The sequence below is a fragment of the Pseudomonas nabeulensis genome (assembly GCF_004682045.1).
GTDB lineage: Bacteria > Pseudomonadota > Gammaproteobacteria > Pseudomonadales > Pseudomonadaceae > Aquipseudomonas > Aquipseudomonas nabeulensis.
In genome coordinates, this window is the sequence record NZ_QUZT01000043.1 from 35,110 (window position 1) to 58,994 (window position 23,885).

Below are 23,885 nucleotides of genomic sequence, written 5' to 3' on the forward strand. Positions count from 1 at the left end.
ATTACCGATTAGCCACAGGATGCACCTTTAGATGACCCAGGTAACCAACACCCCGTACGAAGCCCTCGAAGTCGGCCAGACCGCCAGCTACAGCAAATTGGTGGAAGAACGTGATATCCAGCTGTTCGCCGCGATGTCCGGTGACCACAACCCGGTACACCTGGACGCCGAATACGCCAAGGCCACCATGTTCAAGGAGCGTATCGCCCACGGCATGTTCAGCGGTGCGTTGATCAGTGCGGCCGTGGCTTGTGAGCTGCCTGGGCCGGGCACTATCTATATTGGCCAGCAGATGAGTTTTCAGAAGCCAGTGAAGATCGGCGACACCCTGACAGTGCGCCTGGAAATCCTGGAGAAACTGCCGAAGTTTCGTGTACGCATCGCCACGCGCGTGTTTAACCAGCGCGATGAGTTGGTGGTGGATGGTGAAGCGGAGATTTTGGCGCCGCGTAAGCAGCAGGAAGTGACTTTGACTGAGCTGCCACCGATTACCATCGGCTGATCACAATCCAAAGTTCTACATCAATCAAATGTGGGAGGGGGCTTGCCCCCGATAGCGGTGGGTCAGTCATAAATATTTTGACTGACACTCCGCCATCGGGGGCAAGCCCCCTCCCACATTTTTTACAACATTTTCAGCTACAGCACCGGGCTTACGACTGCGCGCGAGCCTGGTTACGCAAGGCTTTCACCTGATCGTGATTACGTTGCGCACCGTGGAACTGGCGCTCCACCAAATCGCGAATACCCAGCAGGTTGTGCTTGTTAATCTTCTCGATCGCTTCCTTGTAAGCCTTCAGCGCATGGTCTTCACCACGCTCGGCTTCATTCAGCACCGCCTCTTCATCTTTACCGGTGACCAGCGACTTCACGTCGACCCAACCACGGTGCAGGGCACCGGCCACGCTACCGGATTTTTCCGGATCACCGCCCAGGGCGCGAACTGCGGTTTGCAGCTCAGCGGCTGCGGTGGCGCAGTCGGCCGAGCGCTTGACGAACAGCGCCTTGAGCTCTGGGTGCTTGATGTCTTCGGCGCAGGTGGCGAAACCTTTCTGGCCGTCTTTGCTGGTCTCGATCAGGTCATTGAGTACGGAGATCGATTCTTTATTGATGTCAGTCATTTTCCAATTCCTTGTGCGGGTTAAGAAGGTTGCATAAGTAATTGCAGCGCCCGTGCCAGGTCTTGATAAATTATTTTTTTGTTTAATTTCAATAACTTAAAATTAAAGGAACCATCTGTATCTACGTTATTTGCATGATCTGTCATTTGGCCTTCATGCAGAATGCCTGTATTTTCCAAGGCCTCGACTCAATCGCTTGAAGCCCATGAACCCGGAAAAACTCGAACTGCTGATCACCCGCGAAATGCCCTTCGGCAAATACAAGGGACGGATCATCGCTGACCTGCCCGGCCCGTACCTCAATTGGTTCGCCCGTGAAGGTTTCCCCCACGGCGAACTGGGCGGTTTGCTGGCATTGATGCAGGAAATCGACCACAACGGTCTGTCCGAATTGCTCGAACCCCTTCGTGTGAAACACGGTAAACCTGCCCCTCGCCACTAAGAGCTTCGCCATGCCAAGGAATGCCGACAACGAAATACACTGGAACGCCATCGCCCAGCGCTACGCACTGGAACCTGGCCCCATCAATCTGGAAAACGGCTACTTCGGGCGCATGAGTCGCGCCGTGCAGGCGCAGTATTTGGAGCACGTGGCGTTTATCAACCGCAGCAATTCGGTGTACGTGCGCCAACGTTTCGAGCAAGGCGAAAACGTCGAGATCCGCCGCCAGTTGGCCGAGCTGATCAACGTCGATCCCGAGGCGGTCGCCTTCACCCGCAACGCCACCGAAGCCTTGCAGTCGCTGATCCGCAACTACAACCGGCTGCAACCGGGCGACCAGGTGTTGATCAGCGACCTGGAGTACGACACGGTCAAAGGCGCCATGCGCTGGCTGGCCGGGGTTCGTGGCGTTGAGGTGGTGGAACTGTCCCACGCACACCCGGCCAGTTTCGACAGCCTGGTGCAGACGTATCGCGATGCGTTCACGCAGTACCCGCGTTTAAAGCTGATGGCGCTGACCCATGTCACCCATCGCACCGGGCTGGTGATGCCGGTGGAAGCCATTGCCAATGTGGCACGTGAGCATGGCATCGACGTGATGCTCGACGGCGCTCACGCCCTTGGCCAGATCGAGTTCGACCTCGTTGAGCTGGGTATTCAGTTCGCCGGCTTCAACCTGCACAAGTGGATCGGCGCGCCATTGACCCTGGGCTTTCTGTACATCGCCCCCGAGCGGCTCGCCGATATCGACCCGGACATGGGTGAGTTTCACTATCCCGCCACCGACGTGCGTGCCCGTACGTCCTACAGCACGCCAAACTTTCCCGCGTTGATGACCTTGCCGTTGGTGTTCGCAGAACATCGTGCGCTGGGCGGCTCGGCAGCCAAAGGTGCACGGGTGAATTACTTGCGGGATCTGTGGGTGAGTCAGGTGCGCTCGTTGCCGGAAATTGAGGTGCTGACGCCGGATGATCCACGGCTGTATTGCGGGATCACGGCGTTCAAGTTTGCCGGGCGGGATCAGCAGGTGATGGCGGATCGATTGCTCAAGGACTTCAACCTGTTCACCACCACGCGTGTCGGCGCGGCGTTTGGCAGCTGTATTCGGGTGACGCCGGGGTTGGTGACGTCGGCGGCGGATATCAATGCCTTGGTCAACGCCATTACCGAACTGAACGCAGAATAAAATGTGGGAGGGGGCTTGCCCCCGATAGCGGTGCGTCAGTCACAGATGTATCAACTGACACTCCCTCATCGGGGGCAAGCCCCCTCCCACATTTTTAGATTTTTGTTGACCTCTAGTTTTCGATAGGCAAAAAAAAGCGGCACACCGACCAAGTGCGCCGCAAAAATGCCGTTAAGCACAGCAACAACGATTCGTTAAAGCAGATCAGTCCAGCAGCGCCAGCGCCTCGGCCGTCACTTCCTGGATGCGGGCCCAGTCGCCGTTCTTGACCCACTCCGGGTCGAGCATCCAGCTACCGCCCACGCACATCACGTTTTTCAACGCCATGTAGCTCTTGATGTTGGCCGGGCCCACGCCGCCGGTGGGGCAGAATTTCACTTCGCCGAACGGGCCGCCTAGCGCCTTGATGGCCGCGACGCCGCCGCTGACTTCCGCCGGGAACAGCTTGAAGCGGCGATACCCCAGGCCATAGCCTTCCATGATGCCGGAGGCATTGCTGATGCCCGGCAGCAGCGGGATCGGGCTGTGTACCGAGGCTTCCAGCAGGTCGCGGGTGATGCCAGGCGTGACGATAAACTGCGAGCCGGCCACTTCGGCCGCTTCGAGCATGTGACGGTCCAGCACGGTGCCGGCGCCAGTGCACAGTTCAGGGCGTTGCTCGCGCAGTACCTGAATGGCCTTGAGGCCGAACTCGGAACGCAGGGTCACTTCCAATGCAGTCAAACCGCCAGCGGCCAGGGCATCGGCCAGCGGCAGGATGTCCTGTTCGCGGGCGATGGTGATCACCGGCAGGATCCGCGCCTTGGCGCAGAGGCTGTCGATCAGGGCAACTTTGTCCGCCATGGACACGGTCGGTTGGGGGCTGTTCATAGCGGCTGATCCTTGGCTCATGGGCACCAGTAAATCTCTAATGTAGGTTGCAAAAACGCGCGAATCGGCATGGCAGCAACGTCGTCACTGGCCAGCGCGGCGCTTAGGGTGGTGAGTTTCGAACTGCCGGAAATCGACAGCACGGTGTAGTTCGCCGTGGCCAACAGGGCGCGACTCATGGTCAGGCGCTGGTGCGGCACGGTGGGCGCCAGCATTGGCCAGCAACGGCGCGTGCCGTCGGCTTGCAACGCTTGGCTCAGGTTCGGGCTATTGGGGAACAGCGACGCGGTGTGACCGTCATCGCCCATGCCCAGCACCAGCACATCAATAGCTGGCAGTTCGCCCAGCAAGCGATCAGCCTGCTCGGCCGCTTCTTCAAGGTTGGCAGCGGCGCTGTACAGGCTGAGGAACCTGGCCTTGGCCGCCGGACCTTGTAGCAGGTGTTGCTTCAACAGGCCTGCATTGCTATCGGCATGTTCCACCGGCACCCAACGTTCGTCGGCCAGGGTGATGGTCACCTTGGACCAGTCCAGGCCTTGCTTGGCCAGGTGCTGGAAAAACGCCACGGGGCTGCGGCCACCGGACACCACCAGCGTCGCCTCGCCACGGGCACTGATGGCCGTGCGCAGCTGTTCGGCCACATCATTGGCCAAACCCTCGGCCAACAGTACCGGCGTGCGGTACTCATGGGGCGTTACGCCTTGCGGCAGTTTCAAATCAGATATCGCCATACCACGACCTCCCATCCCGCGTGATCAGTGCAATGGAGCTCATTGGCCCCCAGGAACCCGCCGCATACGGCTTGGGTGCATCGCCGGATTTTTTCCACCCGGCGATCAGCTGGTCACACCACTTCCACGCGGCTTCGATTTCATCTTTACGGACAAACAGGTTCTGATTGCCGCGCATCACTTCCAACAGCAACCGCTCGTAGGCATCCGGGATGCGCGCGCTGCGATAGGTGTCGGAGAAATTCAGTTGCAGCGGGCCGCTGCGCAGTTGCATGCCCTTGTCCAGGCCCTGCTCCTTGGTCATCACGCGCAAGGAAATACCTTCGTCCGGTTGCAGGCGGATGATCAACTTGTTGCTGATCTGCAAGCGCTGCTCGGGGGCGAAGATGTAGTGGGACGGTTCCTTGAAGTGGATGACGATCTGCGACAGTTTTTGCGGCATGCGCTTGCCGGTACGCAGGTAAAACGGCACCCCGGCCCAACGCCAGTTGCGGATATCGGCACGCAGGGCGACGAAGGTTTCGGTGTCGCTCTGGGTGTTGGAGTTTTCTTCTTCCAGGTAGCCCGGCACCGCTTTACCCGCGCTGTAGCCGGCGATGTACTGGCCGCGCACGACTTGAGTGGTGAGGCCGTCCGGGCTGATGGGTGCCAGGGCCTTGAGCACCTTGACCTTCTCGTCGCGGATGCTGTCGGCGGACAGGTCAGCCGGCGGGTCCATGGCGATCAGGCAAAGCAGTTGCAGCAGGTGGTTCTGGATCATGTCCCGCAGCTGGCCGGCCTTGTCGAAGTAGCCCCAACGGCCTTCGATGCCAACCTGCTCGGCCACGGTGATTTCCACGTGGGAGATGTAGTTCTGGTTCCACTGGGTTTCGAACAGGCTGTTGGCAAAACGCAGGGCGATCAGGTTCTGGACGGTCTCTTTGCCCAGGTAGTGGTCGATGCGGTAGGTGCGGTTCTCCGGGAAGAACTGCGCCACGGCGTCGTTGACCTTGCGCGAGGACTCCAGGTCCGAGCCGATGGGTTTTTCCAGCACCACGCGGGTGTTTTCCGCCAGACCGACCTTCGACAGGTTTTCGCAGATCGCGCCGTACACCGCCGCCGGGGTGGCGAAGTAGGCGATCAGGCGTTGCTCGGTGCCGGCGATCTCCGCCAGGGCCGCGTAGTCATCGGCCTTCATGAAGTCAACGTGCAAATAGGTCAGGCGAGCCAGGAACCGCTGGGCGATGGCTTCGTCCAGTTCCTTGCCGACGTAGTTGCGCAGTTCTTTTTCGATATGGGCCAGGTGCTGTTGCTCGGAGCCGGCTTCACGGGCCAGGGCCAGGATGCGCGTGTCGTCGTGCAGCAGCCCCGCGCCATCGAGTTGATAGAGGGCAGGAAATAACTTGCGCAGCGCCAGATCACCCAAGGCGCCAAACAGGGCAAAGGTGCAGGGTTCTACGGTTATCGAAGGCATGATGTTTGTTCTTTTATCAAGTTAAGCTACAAATACCTTTTTTCAAGGCATCACTCAAGGAAAAATGTAGTAATAACCACAACATTTTCCCGAAATACGCATTCCGAGTGGTGGTGTTCAGCTACCCTCAGTAGGATAGGCCACCGCAAAAGACCATTGGTCGATTGGTTGCCACCCTTTATTTGCATCGTCGCCCGAAGGAAAGACTGAATGGACCGCGTGCGAAATCTTCTGGAACAGATCCAGAGCCGCCTCGAAGAATTGAACAAGGCCGAGCGCAAAGTCGCTGAAGTCATCCTGCTCAACCCACAGCAGGCCACCCGCTTCTCGATCGCCGCCCTCGCCCAGGCCGCCTCGGTCAGTGAGCCGACGGTCAACCGTTTCTGCCGTTCGTTCGGCGTGAGCGGTTACCCTGAACTGAAATTGCAATTGGCGCAAAGTCTGGCCAGTGGCGCGGCGTATGTCAGCCGTGCCGTGGAGGCCGATGATAACCCTGAGGCCTACACCCAGAAGATCTTCGGCAGCGCCATTGCCTCCCTGGACAGTGCGTGCCAGGCGCTGGACCCGGCGCTGATCAGCAAGGCGGTTGACCTGTTGATTCAGGCGCGGCAGATCCACTTCTTCGGCCTGGGTGCTTCGGCGCCTGTAGCCATGGACGCGCTGCACAAGTTCTTCCGTTTCAACCTCGCCGTCACCGCCCACGCCGACGTGCTGATGCAACGCATGATCGCGTCGGTGGCGCATACCGGCGAGTTGTTTGTGATCATTTCCTACACCGGGCGTACCCGTGAGCTGGTGGAAGTGGCGCGCATTGCCCGCAGCAACGGCGCTTCGGTACTGGGCGTGACGGCTGAGAATTCACCGTTGGCCAAGGCCAGTACGGTGAGCTTGAACATTCCGTTGCCGGAAGACACTGACATCTACATGCCGATGACCTCGCGGATCATTCAGTTGACGGTGCTGGATGTGCTGGCGACCGGGATGACGTTGCGCCGTGGGGTGGATTTCCAGCCGCATTTGCGCAAGATCAAAGAGAGCTTGAATGACAGCCGGTATCCGGTGGGGGATGAATTCAACTAGGCCAGCATTTTTGTTGGTTGTACTGGCCTCATCGGGGGCAAGCCCCCTCCCACACTGACCGTGTTCACAAATCAAAATGTGTGAATGCAGTCAATGTGGGAGGGGGCTTGCCCCCGATAGGGCCATCAGCCACACCGCTAAACCCCAGCCCTGGCCTGCAAACTCAAATGCGCCCTCTCCCCCGGCGCCAAACTCGCCCCGGCCATCGCCGACTCCACACACACAAACCCCGACGCCTCGTTAAAGCTCACCCCCAACAGCGGCCGGCTGCCCGGGTGCCACACCACGGTGTTGGCACTGTCGCCCGTGTCGATGCACAGTTCGCGCTGCCAGGCGTGGTCCTTGAGTTGCAATTCACCCTCATGCTGGAACACCCGCTGACACCCACCGTCCACCCGCAGCTCGCCTTCCTGCTGGCAAGTCTGGCGGCTGAGCTGGTCATAACCTTGTGCACCGTCTAGCCCAGACAGCGCTATCTCATCAACATGACCAATACGCCAGTAAGCATGCAACGCATGGCTCAGTTGGCACGGCAGTTCGTCTTGATGCTCGGTGCTCAGGCGCAGGTCGAGGGTTTCGCCCAGGTGCGCGTGCAGGTCCACTTGCCAGTCGCACAGCTGCAATTGCCAGTGCAGGCGCACGCCGTCGTCATCGGTGCTGCTGTCGAGCAGTTTCCAGTCGATCAACCGTGCCCAGCCATGGGACGGCCAGGCGTTTTCGCTGGGGTGACGGCCATACCACGGCCAGCACACCGGCACGCCACCACGGATGGCACCGACTTGTGGCCATTTGGCTGCACACCACAGCCAAGGCTTTTGGCCTGTGGGCTGAAAGTGCAACAGTTGCGCGCCCTGGCGACTGAACACCGCTTGGCACAACGGATGATCGATCACCAACACATCCCGCATCTGGAAGCGCTCCCAGGCGAACACCGGTCGTTCGCGCAAGGATTTGAAAAAGCGTTGCAGCGGTTGCTCATGCATGTGCCACAGTCCTGAAATTCAACACGGTGCTACCCAAAAAAAAGCGGATAGCCATGGCTACCCGCAAAATGCGCACAGAGAGAAGGAGCTTATCGCAACAGCGTTAGAACGTAGACTGAATTTTCAGGCCCGCTACCAATGCGTTATCGACTTTATCCACGCCGCCAGGTTGCACGACGTATTGCAGGTTAGGACGCACAGTCAGCCAGTTGGTAACGTGGAAACCGTAGTTGAGTTCCACGTTGTACTCAGTCTCACGGATTGGCGTATACAGCGGGTTATCGTAGTCGCTCACACCATTGGCGACGTTGAGCAGTTCAGAGTTCTTCTTCACGTCATCGTTGACGTGCAGACGAGCGACGCCGATACCGACATCATCTTTTGGACGTGCGTCGAATGGGCCTTTGTACACCAGCATGATCGACTGATAGTTGTCGACCAAATTGGTTTCCTTGTCATGGAAAGTGGCGTTGGCCGCGATATTCAGACCGCGGGAAGCGTCGCCGTTATGCGTGGTGAGTTGCTGTTGGGCCACGAACCAGTAGCCTTTCTTGCTGCTACGGGTACGGTAAGCCGCGCCAGTGGTGGCAGCATCGTTGCCGTTGATATCTTCACGGACGTCAGAGGCATCGGCGGCACTTTTGTAGTAACCCACACGGTATTCGCCCGGCAGGTTATTCACCTTCGGCGACCAGACCAATTCCACCGGAATCACGGTGCCCTTGGTGCCGCTGCCGCTGAGTTTGAAGCCGTTGCCGTGCTCCAGTTGCGATGGGTTCTGGTTGTACGCACCGATTTGCGCATACAGCTCAGGCGTGATGTTGTACTTCACGCGGATCGCCGCCTGGCTGACCGGCCAGTTGTACCAGGTATTTACATAGTTACCGACCTGGGAGCCGCAGAACGACAGGTTCTGGAAGTCGCACGGGAAGGTGTTGAAGTCTTCGCCTTCACCGAAGTAACCGAGTTTGACGTCCAACTTGTTGTCGAACATCTGGTGCTGGATCCAGAACTGGGTCAGACGCACCATATGGCCACGGCCATACACTTCCTGGGACGAGCTGAGGGTGCCGGCACGCGGGTCGCCAATACGGTCATTGGAGATGTTCTGGCCATTACGGTTGGTCAGTTGGATCTTGGCCTGGGTGTTGTCCCAGCCCCACAGTTTTTGCAGGTCCAAGGCGACGCCCAAACCAAACTGGTCAGCGTAACGACCGGTCTTGTCATCATTGAAGCCGCCGTGGGCGTTGTAGCCCATTTCCCCTACGTAGTCGGCCTTGATGTCGATACCTTGCTCGATCAGTTTGGTCCGCTCACCACCCCAATCGCCGGTCATCCACTTGGAATCGGCGCTGAATGCATCGGCCGCCATCGCATTGGCGGACAGTACAAGGGCTGCTGCAGCTGACATCTGGCAGATCAGCCGAGTGTTGTTGTGTTGCTTTTTCATCCCTACATCCTCGTCTTTATTGTTATTAAACTGTTTTTATCTAACGCGGTTTACATTTTTTATCCAAAACAACAACTTATCTGCTTCAGCGGCCTTTGAATTGGGCCACATTGTCGGCATGCCCCTGTGCGGGCAATGAAGAAGCAGTGCCCAGACGCTCGCCGGTATTGGCGTCGAACAGCAGAACCTTGGAAGGATCAAATTGCAGGGTCAGGGTCTCGCCCACCTGCGGTGCCACATCCGGGGACAGGCGGCAGCACACCTTGGTGTCGTTGAGTTGCACGAACACCAGGGTGTCCGGGCCGGTCGGCTCGGTGACCTGGACTTCGGCACGAATGCTCGACGCACTGTCACCCTCGCCCGCCGCCAGCAGGATCTGCTCCGGGCGCAGGCCGAGGATCACATCGCGGTCTTCAAGACCCGCATCCGTCACGTTCAATGCCAGCTCGCACCGGGCCTGGCCGCTGTCGAGCAGGGCCACCAGGCGACCGTCCTTGCGTTGCAGGCGCAGGGGCACGAAGTTCATCGGCGGCGAACCGATAAAGCTCGCCACGAACTGGTTGGCCGGGTTGTTGTAGATCTCTTTCGGCGTGCCGAACTGCTGGATGATGCCGTCCTTCATGACCGCCACCTTGTCGCCCAGGGTCATGGCTTCGATCTGGTCGTGGGTCACGTAGACCGTGGTGGTCTTGAGGCGCTGGTGCATCAACTTCATTTCGGTGCGCATCTCGACACGCAACTTGGCGTCGAGGTTGGACAGTGGCTCGTCGAACAGGTAGATCTTCGGCCGCCGCGCCAACGCACGGCCCATGGCCACGCGCTGTTGCTGGCCACCGGAGAGCTGGCCCGGCTTGCGATTGAGCAGGTGCTCGATCTGCAGCAGCTTGGCCACGCGCGCCACTTCGGCGTCGATGTCAGCCTGGGGCATCTTGCGGATCTTGAGGCCGAACTCGATGTTCTCGCGCACGCTCATGGTCGGGTACAGCGCGTAGGACTGGAACACCATGGCGATGTCGCGATCCTTGGGGCTCATGCCGCTCACATCCTGGTCGCCGATCATGATCGCGCCGCCGGTGATGGTCTCCAGGCCCGCGATGCAGTTCATCAACGTGGATTTACCACAACCCGACGGGCCGACCAGGATCAGGAATTCACCCTCTTTGATCGACAGCTCGATGTTCTTCAAGGTGTCGGGCAGGCCGGCGCCATAAGTCTTGTTTACATTGCGAAGTTCAAGCGTAGCCATGATTACCCCTTGACCGCGCCGGCCGTGAGGCCGCGCACGAAATACTTGCCTGCGATCACATAGACCAGCAGGGTCGGCAGCCCGGCGATCATCGCCGCCGCCATATCCACGTTATATTCCTTGGCCCCGGTGCTGGTGTTGACCAGGTTGTTCAGCGCCACCGTGATGGGCTGGGAGTCGCCGCTGGAGAACACCACGCCGAACAGGAAGTCGTTCCAGATCTGGGTGAACTGCCAGATCAGGCAGACCATGATGATCGGGGTGGACATCGGCAGAATGATCTGACGGAAAATGGTAAAGAACCCCGCCCCGTCCAGGCGTGCCGCCTTGATCAGCGCATCCGGAATGCTCACGTAGTAGTTACGGAAAAACAGTGTAGTAAAGGCCAACCCGTAGACCACGTGCACAAACACCAGGCCGGTGGTGGTGCTGGCCAGGCCCATCTTGCCGAGGGTGAACGACGCCGGCAGCAGCACGGTCTGGAACGGCAGGAAGCAGCCGAACAACAGCAGGCCGAAGAACAACTGCGAACCGCGGAAGCGCCAGAACGACAGCACATAGCCGTTCAACGCACCGATGGCGGTAGAGATCAGCACCGCAGGCACGGTGATCTTGATCGAGTTCCAGAAGTAGCCATCTACCGTGGCCCAGGCCTTGACCCAGCCGATGCCGCTGACCACGGTCGGCCAACTCAGCAGGTTACCGGTGCTGATGTCTTCCGGGGTCTTGAAGCTGGTGAGCAACATCACCACCAGCGGCACCAGGTACAGCAGCACCGCGAGGATCAACACCGCGTAGATCGCGATGCGGCTCAGGCTGATGGAAGGTTTGGAGGCGAGACTAGTCATGGCGCTTGGTCCTCAGCTCGGAGTAGAGGTAAGGCACGATGATCGCGAGGATCGCACCGAGCATCAGGATTGCACTGGCCGAGCCCATGCCCATCTGGCCACGGCTGAACGTGAAGGAGTACATGAACATCGCCGGCAGGTCGGACGAGTAGCCCGGCCCCCCCGCGGTCATCGCCGCCACCAGGTCGAAGCTCTTGATCGCGATGTGCGCCAGGATCATCACCGCACTGAAGAACACCGGACGCAGGCTGGGCAGCACCACGCTCCAGTAGATGCGCGGCATGCTCGCACCATCGATCTGCGCAGCGCGCACGATGGATTGATCAACGCCACGCAGGCCGGCGAGGAACATCGCCATGATAAAGCCCGAGGCCTGCCACACGGCGGCGATCACCAGGCAGTAGACCACGCGGTCGGGGTCGATCAGCCAGTCGAGACGGAAGCCTTCCCAGCCCCAGTCCCGCAGGAGTTTGTCCAGGCCCATGCCCGGGTTGAGCAGCCATTTCCAGGCGGTGCCGGTGACGATCATCGAGAGCGCCATCGGGTACAGGTAAATGGTGCGGATAAAACCTTCGCGACGGATTTTCTGGTCGAGGAAAATCGCCAGGGTCACGCCGATGACCAGGGTGATGCCGATAAACATCCCGCCAAAGACAGCGAGGTTTTTGCTCGCGACCCACCAACGGTCGTTGTCGAACAGCCGCGCGTATTGCGCAAGGCCCGCCCACTTGTAGCTGGGCAGGAAAGTGGACGTGGTGAACGACAGTACAAACGTCCACAGGATGTAGCCGTAGAAGCCCACCAACACGATGAACATGCTGGGCGCCAGCACCAGTTTGGGGAGCCAGCGCTGCAGTGCATCGAACGGCGAGGCTTTGCTGAACACAGCAACAGAACTCATGGGGAAATCCAATACAGGGAAAAAGGACTACTGCCTGCTGGAGTCTGCTGGGTGTGGCGAGGGAGCTTGCTCCCGCTCGGCTGCGAAGCAGACGCCGCCTTGGGGGGTGCTTCGCACCCCAGCGGGAGCAAGCTCCCTCGCCACAACAACACAACTCCTAGAAGAAAGGTGTTACTTGGCAGACTTGATCGCAGCGCCCAACTTCTTGGCGGTGTCGGCCGGGTCGGCTTTCGGGTCGTTGATGTAGTTGGTCACGACGTCAAAGAACGCGCCCTGCACAGCCAGAGTGGTCGCCATGTTGTGCGCCATGCTTGGCTGCAGGCCGCCGGTCTTGGCGTCTGCCAGGAAGTCCTTGGCCGCGGTCTGGGCGCACTCGTCGAAGCCGAGCTTGTCCATTTCGTGGAGCATGTCGTTGCGCACCGGGATCGAACCCTTGTTGATGCTGAAGACTTTCTGGAAGTTTTCACCCAGCACGACTTTGGCAATGTCCTGCTGGCCGGCAGCAGTGCCTTTGTCTTTCTGCTTGAACACCGCCAGGGAGTCGATGTTGTAGGTGAAGGCTGTGTCGGTGCCCGGGAAGGCTACGCACTGATAGTCCTTGCCAGCGACTTTCTTGGCCGCGGTCCATTCGGACTTGGCCCAGTCACCCATGATCTGCATACCGGCCTTGCCGTTGATGACTTTGGCCGCTTCGAGGTTCCAGTCCTGGCCTTTGCCGTCGACGTCCATGTAGGTCGCGACTTTTTTCAGCTCGGTCAGGGCCTTGATCATTTCCGGGCCGGTCAGGGTTTTGTCGTCCAGATCCACCAGGGCTTTCTTGTAGCCATCGGCTCCCATCACCGACATCACTACAGCTTCGAACACGGTGCTGTCCTGCCAAGGTTGGCCGCCGTGGGCGAGCGGAATGAAACCTGCCGCTTTGAGCTTGTCGCCGGCTGCGTAGAATTCATCGAGGGTGGTGGGGTTCTTGGTGATACCGGCTTTCTTGAAGACTTCCGGGTTGATCCACAGCCAGTTCACACGGTGGATGTTGACCGGTACGGCGACGTAGTCACCGTCGAACTTCACGGTATCGGAGACTTTCTTGTCGAGCAGGGAGTCCCACTTTTCTGCTTTGGCGACGTCTTTGAGCACGTCGGTGTCGAGCAGGCCGGTCGACGCCCATTCCTGGATGTCGGGGCCTTTGATCTGGGCAACGCCTGGCGGGTTACCGGCCACGGCGCGGCTTTTGAGCACCGTCATGGCAGTGGAGCCACCACCACCGGCTACGGCACCGTCTTTCCAGGTGAAGCCGTCTTTCTCTACTTGGGCCTTCAGGACATCCACAGCCGCCTTCTCACCACCGGAGGTCCACCAATGCACCACTTCCACCGTCCCGTTGGAGCCAGCGGCAAATGCAGAGAGGGGAAACAACGAGGCAATGGAAATAGCGACGGCGAGGCGATTAATCGCGTTCATCTGAGTACCTTTTCTTGTTGTTATGCATGCAAGTCTAGAGCTTGCGCTGCACGGAGTTTAAACAGGGATGTTCAGGGCGCAGGTAACAAAGGGACGTACAAATGTCACCATCTGGTGACATAAGTGCCGTTCCCCAATGCACTGGCCATGCTGGGTGCCAAGGGTAACGCAGGCAGCAAAACCGCTTGCCAGGCATGGTACAGGTCCGGCTTGCCGCCCCAGATGGTGCTGCTGGGTCGGTTGTGCGGGCTGAGTTCGTGGTGCCAACTGCCGTGGGTACGGTCGATGAAATAGGTTTCGCAAAACTCCCAGAAGCGCCGGTACCAGATTTCGTAATTCAGCTCGCCGCTGCGTTTGAGCAAGGCCTGGGCGGCAGCGCTGGCTTCGGCGTGGGTCCAATGCAGGCGCTCGCGCACCACGGGGCGCTGGTTCCAATCGAGGGTGTAGACAATGCCGGGGGCGCCATCGACGGCCCACGCGTATTCGCAGGCGCTGGCGAACAGGCCCTTGGCGTCGCTCAGCAGCCAGTCCGGGGTAACCAGCCCGGCGCGCAGGCGTGCGGCTTCCAGATGCAGCACCAGCCGCGCCCACTCGAAACCGTGGCCAGGGGTGATGCCGTAGGGGCGGAAACCATCGGCGGGGTTGTCTTCGTTGTAACCGAGCAACGGCTGCCACTGAGCGTCGAAATGCTCGATCACCATGAATTGGTTGGCGGCGGCGTGGGTTTGGATCACGCGCTCGACAATCCGCAGCGCGCGGTCCAGCCAACGGGTATCACCGGTTACATCGGCCAGGGCGAGGAACGCTTCGGTAGCGTGCATGTTGCTGTTGGCGCCGCGATAGGCTTCGACGCCGCTCCAGTCCTGAGCGAAGGATTCGAGCATGACGCCCTCCCCTTCGCTCCAAAAGAATTGATCGATGATGTGGATCGCGTCGTTCAACAGCGCTTGCGCACCGGGTGCGCCAGCCACCACCGCCGAGCTGGCGGCCAGGGCCACGAACGCATGCAGGTAGGCGGCCTTGCCACGGTTGCCATCCAACGCATGGGGCGTGGCGAACCAGCCACCGTGTTCAGCGTCCTTTAATGGGCCGCTAAGGGCCGCGACGCCATGCGCCACCAGGTCGGCATAACCGGGCAAGCCCATGGCATGGGCCATGGCGAAACTGTGGGTCATGCGGGCGGTGTTCATGGTTTCGGCGTGGGCATTGGCCGGCAACTGGCCTTTATCGTCCAGGTTGCCGAAACCGTCGGGCAGGCGGGAAGCCTTGGCAAATGCCAGCAGACGCTGGCCTTCGGCGGCGAGCCAGGCGTGATGGGCAGGTGCGTTCAGCCAACTGCTGGCAGGCAGTGGTTGGGTGGTCATGGGTGGCCCTTATTATTGTTTGCGGGATGACCGGAGTCTAAACAAGGAGACGGTCGGGGCAAGTAACGAAGGGCAAGGGAAATGTCACTAAGCGGTGACAAATACACAGGTATAGAGGGCCTTTTGTGGGAGGGGGCTTACCCCCGATAGCTGAGTGTCAGTCACTGCATCTGGTTTCTGACACACCGCAATCGGGGGCAAGCCCCCTCCCACATTTGGAGCCGGTTTCAATCATTGACCCAGCGGCGTTACTCTCGCCGGCGCATTGAGCTGTTGCTGCAAATTCTGCACCTGGCTCTGCAAGGTGGTGATATTGCGCGTGGTCTGGATGCGGAACACGTCGAACTCTTTATTGGTCGGCGCATCGCTGTTGACTGGCTTGTTGTCCTGCTCGCTCTTAAGTACCACTAAGTCCTGTTCCAGGCGGGCGATGGCGGCGCTCGGATTCCCCTGTTTTTTCAACGCGGCAACGTCAGCGGCCAGCTCTTTGATTTGAGTATCGTTTTGCGCCGCCTTGAGGGCGGCCACGGCTTCGGTCAGGGCCTGCACCTGGCCTTGGAGTTTGCTGTTGGCGCTGGAGAGGTCGGTGGTACTGGCGGTCATTTGCGCCAGGCGCTTATCCAGCTCGGTGGCCTGGCCGGCAACGCCGACTTGCTGCTTGCCTTGCTCCAGCAACTGGGTTTCCAGCTGTTTGATCTGCAGTTTCAGCGCTTCACTGCCGTTATTGACGCTGGCTTCACTGGCCACGACCTTGCCGGAAATGTCCTGCAGGCGCCCCGCCGCTTCCTCGCTGATGCGCGCAAAACTCTCCTGGGTGGCGACCAATTGCTGGCCCATCAGGGAAATCTGCTGGAAGCTCCACCATGCCAGGCCGGCGAAGGCGATCAGCAGTGCGCCGATCAAGGCCCACAACGGGCCGGTGCTGGCGCTCTTGACCTTGACCACGGGCGTATTGCGCGAACGCACCGAAGTGGCGGGAGAAGGTTCGAAATCATCGTCATCCCCAAGATCGGCCCGCAGGCTGGGAACGTTGTCGAAGTCGTCTTTAGCATCGTTACGCATGAATCAACCCTGAATCGGTGGAGGTGGCTGGAAAGCCGAGCGACGGGAGTATAAACCGCGATCCCGCCGCACTGATCGACCCGGAACCACGAATTCGGTTCCCGAAGTGTTGCCGGTTGTGAGCTTACTTGAACCCCGGATCCTGGGCCTTCCACCAACTGCAAAACTCGTCGAGGGCGGTCCACAGGCTGACCTTGGGCTCGTAGTCCAGATAATGCCTGGCACGGCTGATGTCCAGGGTGAAATCTTTGTTCATCACTTGCATGCCCAGACGCGATAACGCCGGCTCCGGGCGACCGGGCCACATCGCGCAAAACGCTTCGTTGAGCGCCGCCACGCTGTAGGACAAGCCGTAGGAGCGGTAACGCATCACCTGGGGCAGTTCCATTTGGCGCATCACGTAGTTCACCACATCCCACACCGGCACCGGCGCACCGTTGCTGATGTTGTAGGCCCGGCCCAACGCAGAACCTGGGGCCAGCAAGCTGCTGAGCAAGACTTCATTAAGGTTGTGCACGCTGGTGAAGTCGACCTTGTTCAAGCCGTCGCCGACAATGGCCAGGCGGTTCTTGCGCTGCATGTTCAACAGGCGCGGGAAGATGCTCATGTCGCCAGCGCCGGTGACAAAGCGCGGGCGCAGGGCCAGCACTTCCAGACCGAACTCCTGGGCGCCGAATACCTTTTGCTCGGCCAGGTATTTGGTGGCGGCATATGGGTGTTTAAAGCGCTTGGGCACTTGCTCTTCAGTCAGACCCAGATGGTCGCGCCCATCGAAGTAGATCGAGGGCGAAGACAGGTGCACCAACCGACCCACGTTCTGTTTAAGGCAGGCTTCGACGACATTTTCAGTCACCTGCACGTTGCCTTGATAAAAGTCCTGATACTTGCCCCACAACCCAACCGCACCCGCGCAATGCACTACGGCTTCGACGTCGCGGCACAGGTGGCGCACCAGGTCGGCATCATTCAGGTCACCCTGGACAAACTCGGCGCCGCGCCTGACCAGGTGCTCTACACCTTCGGCGCGGCGCCCGTTGACCCGCACGTCCAGGCCTTGCTCCAGGGCGAAGCGCGCAAAGCGCCCGCCAATGAAGCCGCTCGCGCCGGTGACCAGAATTTTCATGTATTACCCCGTGTTCTCTCGTTTTTCATCGCTGTTGCCTTGACGCGCGCCATCACTCCAACGGCACCAACCATTGACCACAGGCCTGAGCCAGATGATCGGTCAACAAACTCAACAGTTGCCCGCCACTGCGCCAATGATGCCAGTACAGCGGCACATCGATGGGCTTATCTGGCAGCAACTCCACCAACAGGCCCTTTTCCAACTGCTCGCGCACCTGCAGTTCCGGCACCAGGCCCCAACCGAGGCCGGCTTCGGTCAGGCGGATAAACCCTTCGGACGACGGGCATAAATGGTGTTCAAAACCGCCGTCCACGCCGAGGGATGCCAGATAGCGATGCTGTAGGAAATCATCCGGGCCAAACACCAATGCAGGCGTGCGCGCCAGTTGATCAGCCCGCACCCCCTCAGGAAAATGCCGGGCTATAAAAGCCGGGCTGGCCAGTGCGCGATAACGCATGGCACCGAGCAGCAGACTACGGGCGCCGGCCACGGGACGTTCGCTGGCACAGATACAAGCCGCAACTTCACCGGCGCGCATGCGTTTGAGGCCGACGGTCTGGTCTTCGACTACCAGGTCCAACAGCAAATGTTGCTCGGCACAAAACTCGCTGACGGCCTCGGCCCACCACGTGGCCAGGCTATCGGCATTCAGCGCGATGCGCAGTCGCTCGGGCATGCCCTCCTCGTCCAGTGCCGGCACCTGGCTTTGCAGGTCGCGCTCCAGCAGGCGTACCTGCTGCACATGGTTGAGCAGGCGTCGGCCGATATCGGTGGGCGTTGGCGGCGTGGCCCGCACCAGTACCGGCTGGCCGATGCGCGCTTCAAGCAGTTTGATGCGCTGGGAGATCGCCGACTGCGACAGCCCCAGCACTTGGGCGCCGCGTTCAAAGCCGGCCTGTTCCACCACCGCCGCGAGGGCGGAAAGCAATTTATAGTCGAACATCAGTTTCTCTAATGAGCGATCACCAATATTGGTTTTTCTTATACAGCTTAGCTCGAGAGAATGGCCAGCATCATTTAGAGGATCGTTATGTATGTGGCAAAGCTATGTGAACGGATTGCTGGTGGCCCTCGGCCTGATCATGGCCATCGGCACGCAAAACGCATTTGTACTGGCGCAGAGCCTGCGGCGTGAACATCACCTGCCCGTCGCAGCGCTGTGTGTGATTTGCGATGCGCTGTTGGTGGCCGCCGGCGTATTCGGGCTGGCGACGGTGCTGGCCCACAGCCCGATCCTGCTGGGTATTGCGCGTTGGGGCGGTGCGGCGTTCCTGTTGTGGTACGGCACCTTGGCGCTGCGCCGGGCGTTTTCCAAGCAGAGTCTGGACCAGGGCGAGAACGCCAAGGTGCGTTCCCTGCGCGCCGTGCTGCTGAGCGCATTGGCCGTGACGCTGCTTAACCCTCACGTGTATCTGGACACGGTGCTATTGATTGGCTCATTGGGCGCCCAGCAAACCGAACCCGGCGCTTATGTCGCAGGTGCGGCCAGCGCGTCGTTCCTGTGGTTCACCACCCTGGCGCTCGGCGCGGCGTGGTTGGCACCGTGGCTGGCACGCCCGTCGACCTGGCGCCTGCTGGACCTGTTGGTGGCGGTGATGATGTTCAGCGTGGCCTACCAATTGATTGCCGCCTGACGAATATTCCAAAACGCTCTGGAACCTCTATTCCACACAGTTGTTGCGTGGTTTTGCCGCACCCCCGGTGCTATGATCCAGCCCCTGCGCCGCAAAGAGTACAAACTCCCCGGCGCTTGTTTGGCCGCCCGTGATCGGCCTTGCGCTCACCGCAACTGACCTGATTAGGAGAATCATCATGGCTTTCGAATTGCCGCCGCTGCCCTACGCACACGATGCCCTGCAGCCGCACATCTCCAAGGAAACCTTGGAGTTCCACCACGACAAGCACCACAACACCTACGTCGTGAACCTGAACAACCTGGTGCCAGGCACCGAGTTCGAAGGCAAGACCCTGGAAGAGATCGTCAAATCCTCTTCGGGCGGTATCTTCAACAACGCCGCTCAGGTCTGGAACCACACCTTCTACTGGAACTGCCTGGCGCCAAACGCCGGCGGCCAACCTACCGGCGCGCTGGCTGAAGCCATCAACGCTGCGTTCGGTTCGTTCGACAAGTTCAAGGAAGAGTTCACCAAGACTTCGGTCGGCACCTTCGGTTCCGGTTGGGGCTGGCTGGTGAAAAAGGCTGACGGTTCCCTGGCCCTGGCCAGCACCATCGGCGCCGGCAACCCGCTGACCAGCGGCGACACCCCGCTGCTGACCTGCGACGTGTGGGAACACGCTTACTACATCGACTACCGCAACGTGCGTCCAAAGTATGTGGAAGCGTTCTGGAACCTGGTCAACTGGAAGTTCGTGGCTGAGCAGTTCGAAGGCAAGACCTTCACTGCCTAAGTACACAACCTGCAGTAGAAAAAGCCCGGCACATGCCGGGCTTTTTTGTGGACCAGGGAACTGAGCGACCGCAGCTGGCCACCCAGGCAGGTAGAGGAATTCACCTCTCATACCTGTCGGAGAAATCACAATGACCATTGGCGCACTTGCATCTCTGCCTATCGTTGGCGACCTCGTTAAAACCGCTGGCGAAATCACCAAGGCTGTCGCCCCACTCGCCCAACCTTTCGCTGATGTGCTGGCCAAGGCACTGGGCAATGCATTGGAACCTCAAAACAAAAGCGTGGAGTTCTCGGCTACACAAGAGACCGAAAAGCGTCAAATAAACTTTGCCAGCTGACCCGCCCGAAGCACTGATACCTGGCAGGCGGATCAAAATCCGCCTCGCCCACTTTTCCCAAACTGCCCGCCAACCACATCAAACCCGCCTTTACCCTAATGTTCCTTTGACTGCCCTCACCAGATTGCCAATACTCATGGCATATTGAGGCTACCCGCATGGAACAAGGAATGACCCTTTGAAGCTGGAACTCAAAAACAGCTTGTCGGTGAAGTTGCTACGGGTTGTGCTGCTGTCGGCATTGGTTGTGGGCGTGGCGCTGAGCGTGGCGCAGATCGTTTTCGATGCCTATAAGACGCGCCAGGCCGTGGCCGGTGATGCCCAGCGCATCCTCGACATGTTTCGCGACCCCTCGACCCAGGCCGTCTATAGCCTGGATCGCGAGATGGGCATGCAGGTCATTGAGGGCCTGTTCCAGGACGATGCCGTGCGCATGGCTTCCATTGGCCATCCCAACGAAACCATGCTGGCGGAGAAAAGCCGCGCGTTGCAGCAGGCGCCCAGCCGCTGGTTGACCGACTTGATCCTGGGCCAGGAACGCACCTTCACCACGCCCTTGGTGGGCAAGGGCCCCTACAGCGAATACTACGGCGACCTGAGTATCACCCTCGACACAGCCACCTATGGCCAGGGTTTTATCGTCAACTCGGTGATCATCTTTATTTCCGGGGTGCTGCGTGCACTGGCCATGGGCCTGGTGTTGTACCTGGTTTACCACTGGCTGCTGACCAAACCGTTGTCGCGGATTATCGAGCACCTGACCTCGATCAACCCGGACCGGCCCAGCGAACACAAGATCCCGCTGCTCAAAGGCCACGAACGCAATGAGTTGGGGCTGTGGATTAACACGGCCAACCAGTTGCTCGAGTCCATCGAGCGCAACACCCACCTGCGCCACGAGGCGGAGAGCAGCCTGTTGCGCATGGCCCAGTACGACTTCCTCACCGGCCTGCCCAACCGCCAGAAATTGCAGGAGCAACTGGACAAGATCCTGATCGATGCCGGTCGCCGACAACGCCGCGTGGCCGTGTTGTGCGTAGGCCTGGATGACTTCAAGAGCGTCAACGAGCAGTTCACCTACCAGGCCGGCGACAAACTGTTGCTGGCCCTGGCCGACCGCTTGCGCGCCCACAGCGGTCGCCTCGGCGCCCTGGCCCGCTTGGGCGGTGACCAGTTCGCCCTGGTGCAGGCAGATATCGACCAACCCTACGAAGCCGCCGAACTGGCGCAAAGCATCCTCGATGACCTGGAAGCCGAGTTCGCCCTCGACCAGGAATGCATCCGCCTGCGCGCCACCATTGGCATCACACTGTTCCCGGAAGACGGCGACAGTACCGAAAAGCTGCTGCAAAAAGCCGAACAGACCATGACCCTGGCCAAGACCCGTTCGCGCAACCGCTATCAGTTCTATATCGCCAGTGTCGACAGCGAGATGCGCCGTCGCCGCGAGCTGGAAAAAGACCTGCGCGATGCCCTGCGTCGCGACCAATTCCACTTGGTCTACCAACCCCAGATCAGCTACCGCGACCACCGCGTGGTCGGCGTGGAGGCCCTAATCCGCTGGCAACACCCGGAACATGGCCTGGTCCCGCCAGACCTGTTTATCCCGCTGGCGGAACAGAACGGCACCATTATCCCGATTGGCGAATGGGTACTCGACCAGGCCTGTCGCCAGCTGCGCGAATGGCACGACTTGGGCTTCACCGACCTGCGCATGGCGGTCAACCTGTCCACCGTGCAGTTGCACCACACCGAGTTGCCGCGGGTGGTGAATAACCTGATGCAGATCTATCGCCTGCCGCCGCGCAGCCTGGAACTGGAAGTCACCGAAACCGGCCTGATGGAAGACATCAGCACCGCCGCCCAGCACCTGCTGAGCCTGCGCCGTTCCGGGGCGCTGATCGCGATTGATGACTTCGGCACGGGCTACTCGTCGTTGAGCTACCTGAAAAGCCTGCCCCTGGACAAGATCAAGATCGACAAGAGCTTCGTCCAGGACCTGCTGGACGATGACGACGATGCAACCATCGTGCGGGCCATCATCCAACTGGGCAAAAGCCTGGGGATGCAGGTGATCGCCGAGGGCGTGGAAACCGCCGAGCAAGAGGCGTACATCGTCTCCGAAGGCTGCCATGAAGGTCAGGGCTACCACTACAGCAAACCCTTGCAGGCCCGGGAGCTGGCGGCTTTTTTGAAGCAGGCCCAGCGCAATAACGCGGCCATTATTTGACAGCACAAAACGATACTAAATATTTCCCGCGTATAACCCTTTACACAAAATGCAAATCTTTCGCATTATGTCGCAGCTTTTTTGCGCTCCCCCGCGCGCCCCATCAACAACCGAAGCAGGATGTTCGCCATGATTCGTATGCCCCTGGCCACCGCCAGTCTGCTGGCCATTGCCATTTCTCTCGCCGGTTGCGGCGAAGGTAAAGACAAGGCCGCCGCGCCACAGGCGCCGACCCCGGCTGCCAGCACTACCGCTCCAGCGGCTGCCACCCCTGCCGGCCAGGTCGACGAAGCCGCCGCCAAGGCGGTAGTCGCGCATTACGCAGACATGGTGTTCGCGGTCTACAGCGACGCCGAGTCCACCGCGAAAACCCTGCAAACCGCTATCGACGCATTCCTGGCCAAGCCGAACGACGAAACCCTGAAAGCCGCCCGCACGGCCTGGGTTGCCGCGCGTGTGCCTTACCTGCAGAGCGAAGTGTTCCGCTTCGGCAACACCATCATCGACGACTGGGAAGGCCAGGTGAACGCATGGCCACTGGACGAAGGCCTGATCGACTACGTCGACAAGTCCTACGAACACGCGCTGGGTAACCCGGGCGCCACCGCCAACATCATCGCCAACACCGAGATCCAGGTGGGCGAAGACAAGGTCGACGTGAAGGACATCACTCCGGAAAAACTCGCCAGCCTCAACGAGCTGGGCGGTTCCGAAGCCAACGTTGCCACCGGCTACCACGCCATCGAATTCCTGCTGTGGGGCCAAGACCTCAACGGTACCGGCCCTGGCGCTGGCAACCGTCCTGCATCGGACTACCTGACCGGCGACGGCGCCACTGGCGGCCACAACGAGCGCCGCCGCGCCTACCTGAGCGCTGTGACACAACTGCTGGTGAGCGACCTGGAAGAAATGGTCGGTAACTGGAAACCCAACGTCGAAGACAACTACCGCGCCACCCTGGAGGCAGAACCTGCCACCGACGGCCTGCGTAAAATGCTGTTCGGCATGGGCAGCCTGTCCCTGGGCGAGCTGGCCGGTGAGCGCATGAAGGTTTCCCTGGAAGCCAACTCGCCGGAAGACGAACAGGACTGCTTCAGCGACAACACCCACAACTCGCACTTCTACGACGCCAAGGGCATCCGCAACGTCTACCTGGGCGAGTACACCCGCACCGACGGCACCAAAATGACCGGCGCCAGCCTGTCCTCCCTGGTGGCCAAGGCCGACCCGGCTGCCGACACCGCGCTGAAAGCCGACCTGGCGTCGACCGAAGCGAAGATTCAGGTCATGGTTGATCACGCGGCCAAAGGTGAGCACTACGACCAACTGATCGCCGCCGGTAACGATGCGGGCAACCAGATCGTACGCGACGCAATCGCCGCACTGGTCAAGCAGACCGGTTCGATCGAAGCTGCAGCGGGCAAGCTGGGCATCAGCGACCTGAACCCGGACAACGCTGATCACGAGTTCTGATTCGTGCCGAGTTGAAAAAAGGCGACCTTCGGGTCGCTTTTTTTTGCCTGCCCTCCAACACTCGATCAAACACCACAAAACCCATGTGGGAGGGGCCTTGCCCTAATGCCAG

The 23,885-nt window shown here is 59.9% G+C and carries 23 protein-coding genes; 9 read left to right on the forward strand and 14 right to left on the reverse strand.

The window, feature by feature from the left end:
- The first annotated feature begins 31 nt into the window (after positions 1-31).
- A complete protein-coding gene (locus DYL61_RS20890) occupies positions 32-502 on the forward strand; it encodes a MaoC family dehydratase (RefSeq protein WP_105523957.1) in 471 nt (156 codons plus the stop codon).
- Positions 503-653: 151 nt separating this feature from the next.
- On the opposite strand, the gene DYL61_RS20895 is transcribed toward DYL61_RS20890, so the two are convergent.
- Positions 654-1,121 carry a ferritin-like domain-containing protein gene (locus DYL61_RS20895; protein WP_105695479.1) on the reverse strand — a complete coding sequence of 156 codons (468 nt, stop codon included), beginning with the start codon at positions 1,119-1,121 and terminating at the stop codon, positions 654-656.
- A gap of 205 nt (positions 1,122-1,326) precedes the next feature.
- On the opposite strand from DYL61_RS20895, the gene DYL61_RS20900 reads away from it, so the two are divergent.
- Complete coding sequence (locus DYL61_RS20900) at positions 1,327-1,563, forward strand: DUF3820 family protein (RefSeq protein WP_017139191.1); 237 nt, start codon at positions 1,327-1,329, stop codon at positions 1,561-1,563.
- Between the two features lie 10 nt (positions 1,564-1,573).
- Positions 1,574-2,749 carry an aminotransferase class V-fold PLP-dependent enzyme gene (locus tag DYL61_RS20905; RefSeq protein ID WP_135309903.1) on the forward strand — a complete coding sequence of 392 codons (1,176 nt, stop codon included), beginning with the start codon at positions 1,574-1,576 and terminating at the stop codon, positions 2,747-2,749.
- Positions 2,750-2,953: 204 nt separating this feature from the next.
- Here the strand turns inward: DYL61_RS20905 and DYL61_RS20910 are convergent, their stop codons facing one another.
- Genes DYL61_RS20910 through zwf form a run of 3 tightly spaced genes read right to left on the reverse strand, consistent with a single transcriptional unit; the run spans position 2,954 to position 5,803 of the window.
- Complete coding sequence (locus DYL61_RS20910) at positions 2,954-3,619, reverse strand: bifunctional 4-hydroxy-2-oxoglutarate aldolase/2-dehydro-3-deoxy-phosphogluconate aldolase (protein WP_105695477.1); 666 nt, start codon at positions 3,617-3,619, stop codon at positions 2,954-2,956.
- A gap of 17 nt (positions 3,620-3,636) precedes the next feature.
- Positions 3,637-4,350 (reverse strand): 6-phosphogluconolactonase, encoded by a 714-nt coding sequence (gene pgl / locus DYL61_RS20915; protein ID WP_135309904.1) that lies wholly within the window; start codon positions 4,348-4,350, stop codon positions 3,637-3,639.
- On the reverse strand, positions 4,337-5,803 hold the full coding sequence (gene zwf / locus DYL61_RS20920) for a glucose-6-phosphate dehydrogenase (RefSeq protein ID WP_135309905.1): 1,467 nt from the start codon (positions 5,801-5,803) through the stop codon (positions 4,337-4,339). Before zwf ends, pgl begins: the two co-directional genes overlap by 14 nt.
- Before the next feature lie 219 nt (positions 5,804-6,022).
- Here zwf and DYL61_RS20925 point away from each other — a divergent pair, with 219 nt between their 5' ends.
- Positions 6,023-6,883, forward strand: coding sequence for a MurR/RpiR family transcriptional regulator (locus DYL61_RS20925; protein WP_181157241.1), 861 nt, complete (start codon positions 6,023-6,025; stop codon positions 6,881-6,883).
- Positions 6,884-7,020: 137 nt separating this feature from the next.
- On the opposite strand, the gene DYL61_RS20930 is transcribed toward DYL61_RS20925, so the two are convergent.
- The 10 genes from DYL61_RS20930 to DYL61_RS20980 all read right to left on the reverse strand — a co-directional run bounded on the left by DYL61_RS20930 (position 7,021) and on the right by DYL61_RS20980 (position 18,264).
- Complete coding sequence (locus tag DYL61_RS20930; RefSeq protein WP_105695473.1) at positions 7,021-7,866, reverse strand: D-hexose-6-phosphate mutarotase; 846 nt, start codon at positions 7,864-7,866, stop codon at positions 7,021-7,023.
- 103 nt (positions 7,867-7,969) lie between these two features.
- Positions 7,970-9,316: a carbohydrate porin gene (locus tag DYL61_RS20935; protein WP_135309906.1), complete on the reverse strand. Its 1,347-nt coding sequence runs from the start codon at positions 9,314-9,316 to the stop codon at positions 7,970-7,972.
- 85 nt (positions 9,317-9,401) lie between these two features.
- Positions 9,402-10,562 (reverse strand): ABC transporter ATP-binding protein, encoded by a 1,161-nt coding sequence (locus DYL61_RS20940; RefSeq protein WP_135309907.1) that lies wholly within the window; start codon positions 10,560-10,562, stop codon positions 9,402-9,404.
- Positions 10,563-10,564: 2 nt separating this feature from the next.
- Positions 10,565-11,410: a carbohydrate ABC transporter permease gene (locus DYL61_RS20945; RefSeq protein ID WP_135309908.1), complete on the reverse strand. Its 846-nt coding sequence runs from the start codon at positions 11,408-11,410 to the stop codon at positions 10,565-10,567.
- A complete protein-coding gene (locus tag DYL61_RS20950) occupies positions 11,403-12,311 on the reverse strand; it encodes a carbohydrate ABC transporter permease (protein WP_105695469.1) in 909 nt (302 codons plus the stop codon). The genes DYL61_RS20945 and DYL61_RS20950 overlap by 8 nt, the downstream gene beginning before the upstream one ends.
- A 171-nt stretch (positions 12,312-12,482) precedes the next feature.
- A complete protein-coding gene (locus DYL61_RS20960) occupies positions 12,483-13,769 on the reverse strand; it encodes an ABC transporter substrate-binding protein (RefSeq protein ID WP_135309909.1) in 1,287 nt (428 codons plus the stop codon).
- Positions 13,770-13,873: 104 nt separating this feature from the next.
- Positions 13,874-15,133 (reverse strand): D-mannose isomerase, encoded by a 1,260-nt coding sequence (locus tag DYL61_RS20965; protein WP_135309910.1) that lies wholly within the window; start codon positions 15,131-15,133, stop codon positions 13,874-13,876.
- Positions 15,134-15,364: 231 nt separating this feature from the next.
- Positions 15,365-16,195, reverse strand: a complete 831-nt coding sequence (locus DYL61_RS20970; protein ID WP_135309911.1) for an ATPase — start codon at positions 16,193-16,195, stop codon at positions 15,365-15,367.
- A gap of 124 nt (positions 16,196-16,319) precedes the next feature.
- On the reverse strand, positions 16,320-17,318 hold the full coding sequence (locus tag DYL61_RS20975; RefSeq protein ID WP_135309912.1) for an NAD-dependent epimerase/dehydratase family protein: 999 nt from the start codon (positions 17,316-17,318) through the stop codon (positions 16,320-16,322).
- 52 nt (positions 17,319-17,370) lie between these two features.
- Complete coding sequence (locus tag DYL61_RS20980; RefSeq protein WP_135309913.1) at positions 17,371-18,264, reverse strand: LysR family transcriptional regulator ArgP; 894 nt, start codon at positions 18,262-18,264, stop codon at positions 17,371-17,373.
- Between the two features lie 91 nt (positions 18,265-18,355).
- On the opposite strand from DYL61_RS20980, the gene DYL61_RS20985 reads away from it, so the two are divergent.
- From DYL61_RS20985 to DYL61_RS21005, 5 genes are all read left to right on the forward strand, one after another.
- Positions 18,356-18,955, forward strand: coding sequence for a LysE/ArgO family amino acid transporter (locus DYL61_RS20985; protein ID WP_135309914.1), 600 nt, complete (start codon positions 18,356-18,358; stop codon positions 18,953-18,955).
- A gap of 178 nt (positions 18,956-19,133) precedes the next feature.
- On the forward strand, positions 19,134-19,730 hold the full coding sequence (locus DYL61_RS20990; protein WP_017125974.1) for a superoxide dismutase: 597 nt from the start codon (positions 19,134-19,136) through the stop codon (positions 19,728-19,730).
- Positions 19,731-19,860: 130 nt separating this feature from the next.
- A complete protein-coding gene (locus tag DYL61_RS20995) occupies positions 19,861-20,070 on the forward strand; it encodes a hypothetical protein (RefSeq protein ID WP_135309915.1) in 210 nt (69 codons plus the stop codon).
- Between the two features lie 178 nt (positions 20,071-20,248).
- Positions 20,249-22,300, forward strand: coding sequence for a putative bifunctional diguanylate cyclase/phosphodiesterase (locus DYL61_RS21000; RefSeq protein ID WP_135309916.1), 2,052 nt, complete (start codon positions 20,249-20,251; stop codon positions 22,298-22,300).
- Between the two features lie 129 nt (positions 22,301-22,429).
- Positions 22,430-23,773: an imelysin family protein gene (locus DYL61_RS21005; RefSeq protein WP_135309917.1), complete on the forward strand. Its 1,344-nt coding sequence runs from the start codon at positions 22,430-22,432 to the stop codon at positions 23,771-23,773.
- The last annotated feature ends 112 nt before the right edge of the window (positions 23,774-23,885 follow it).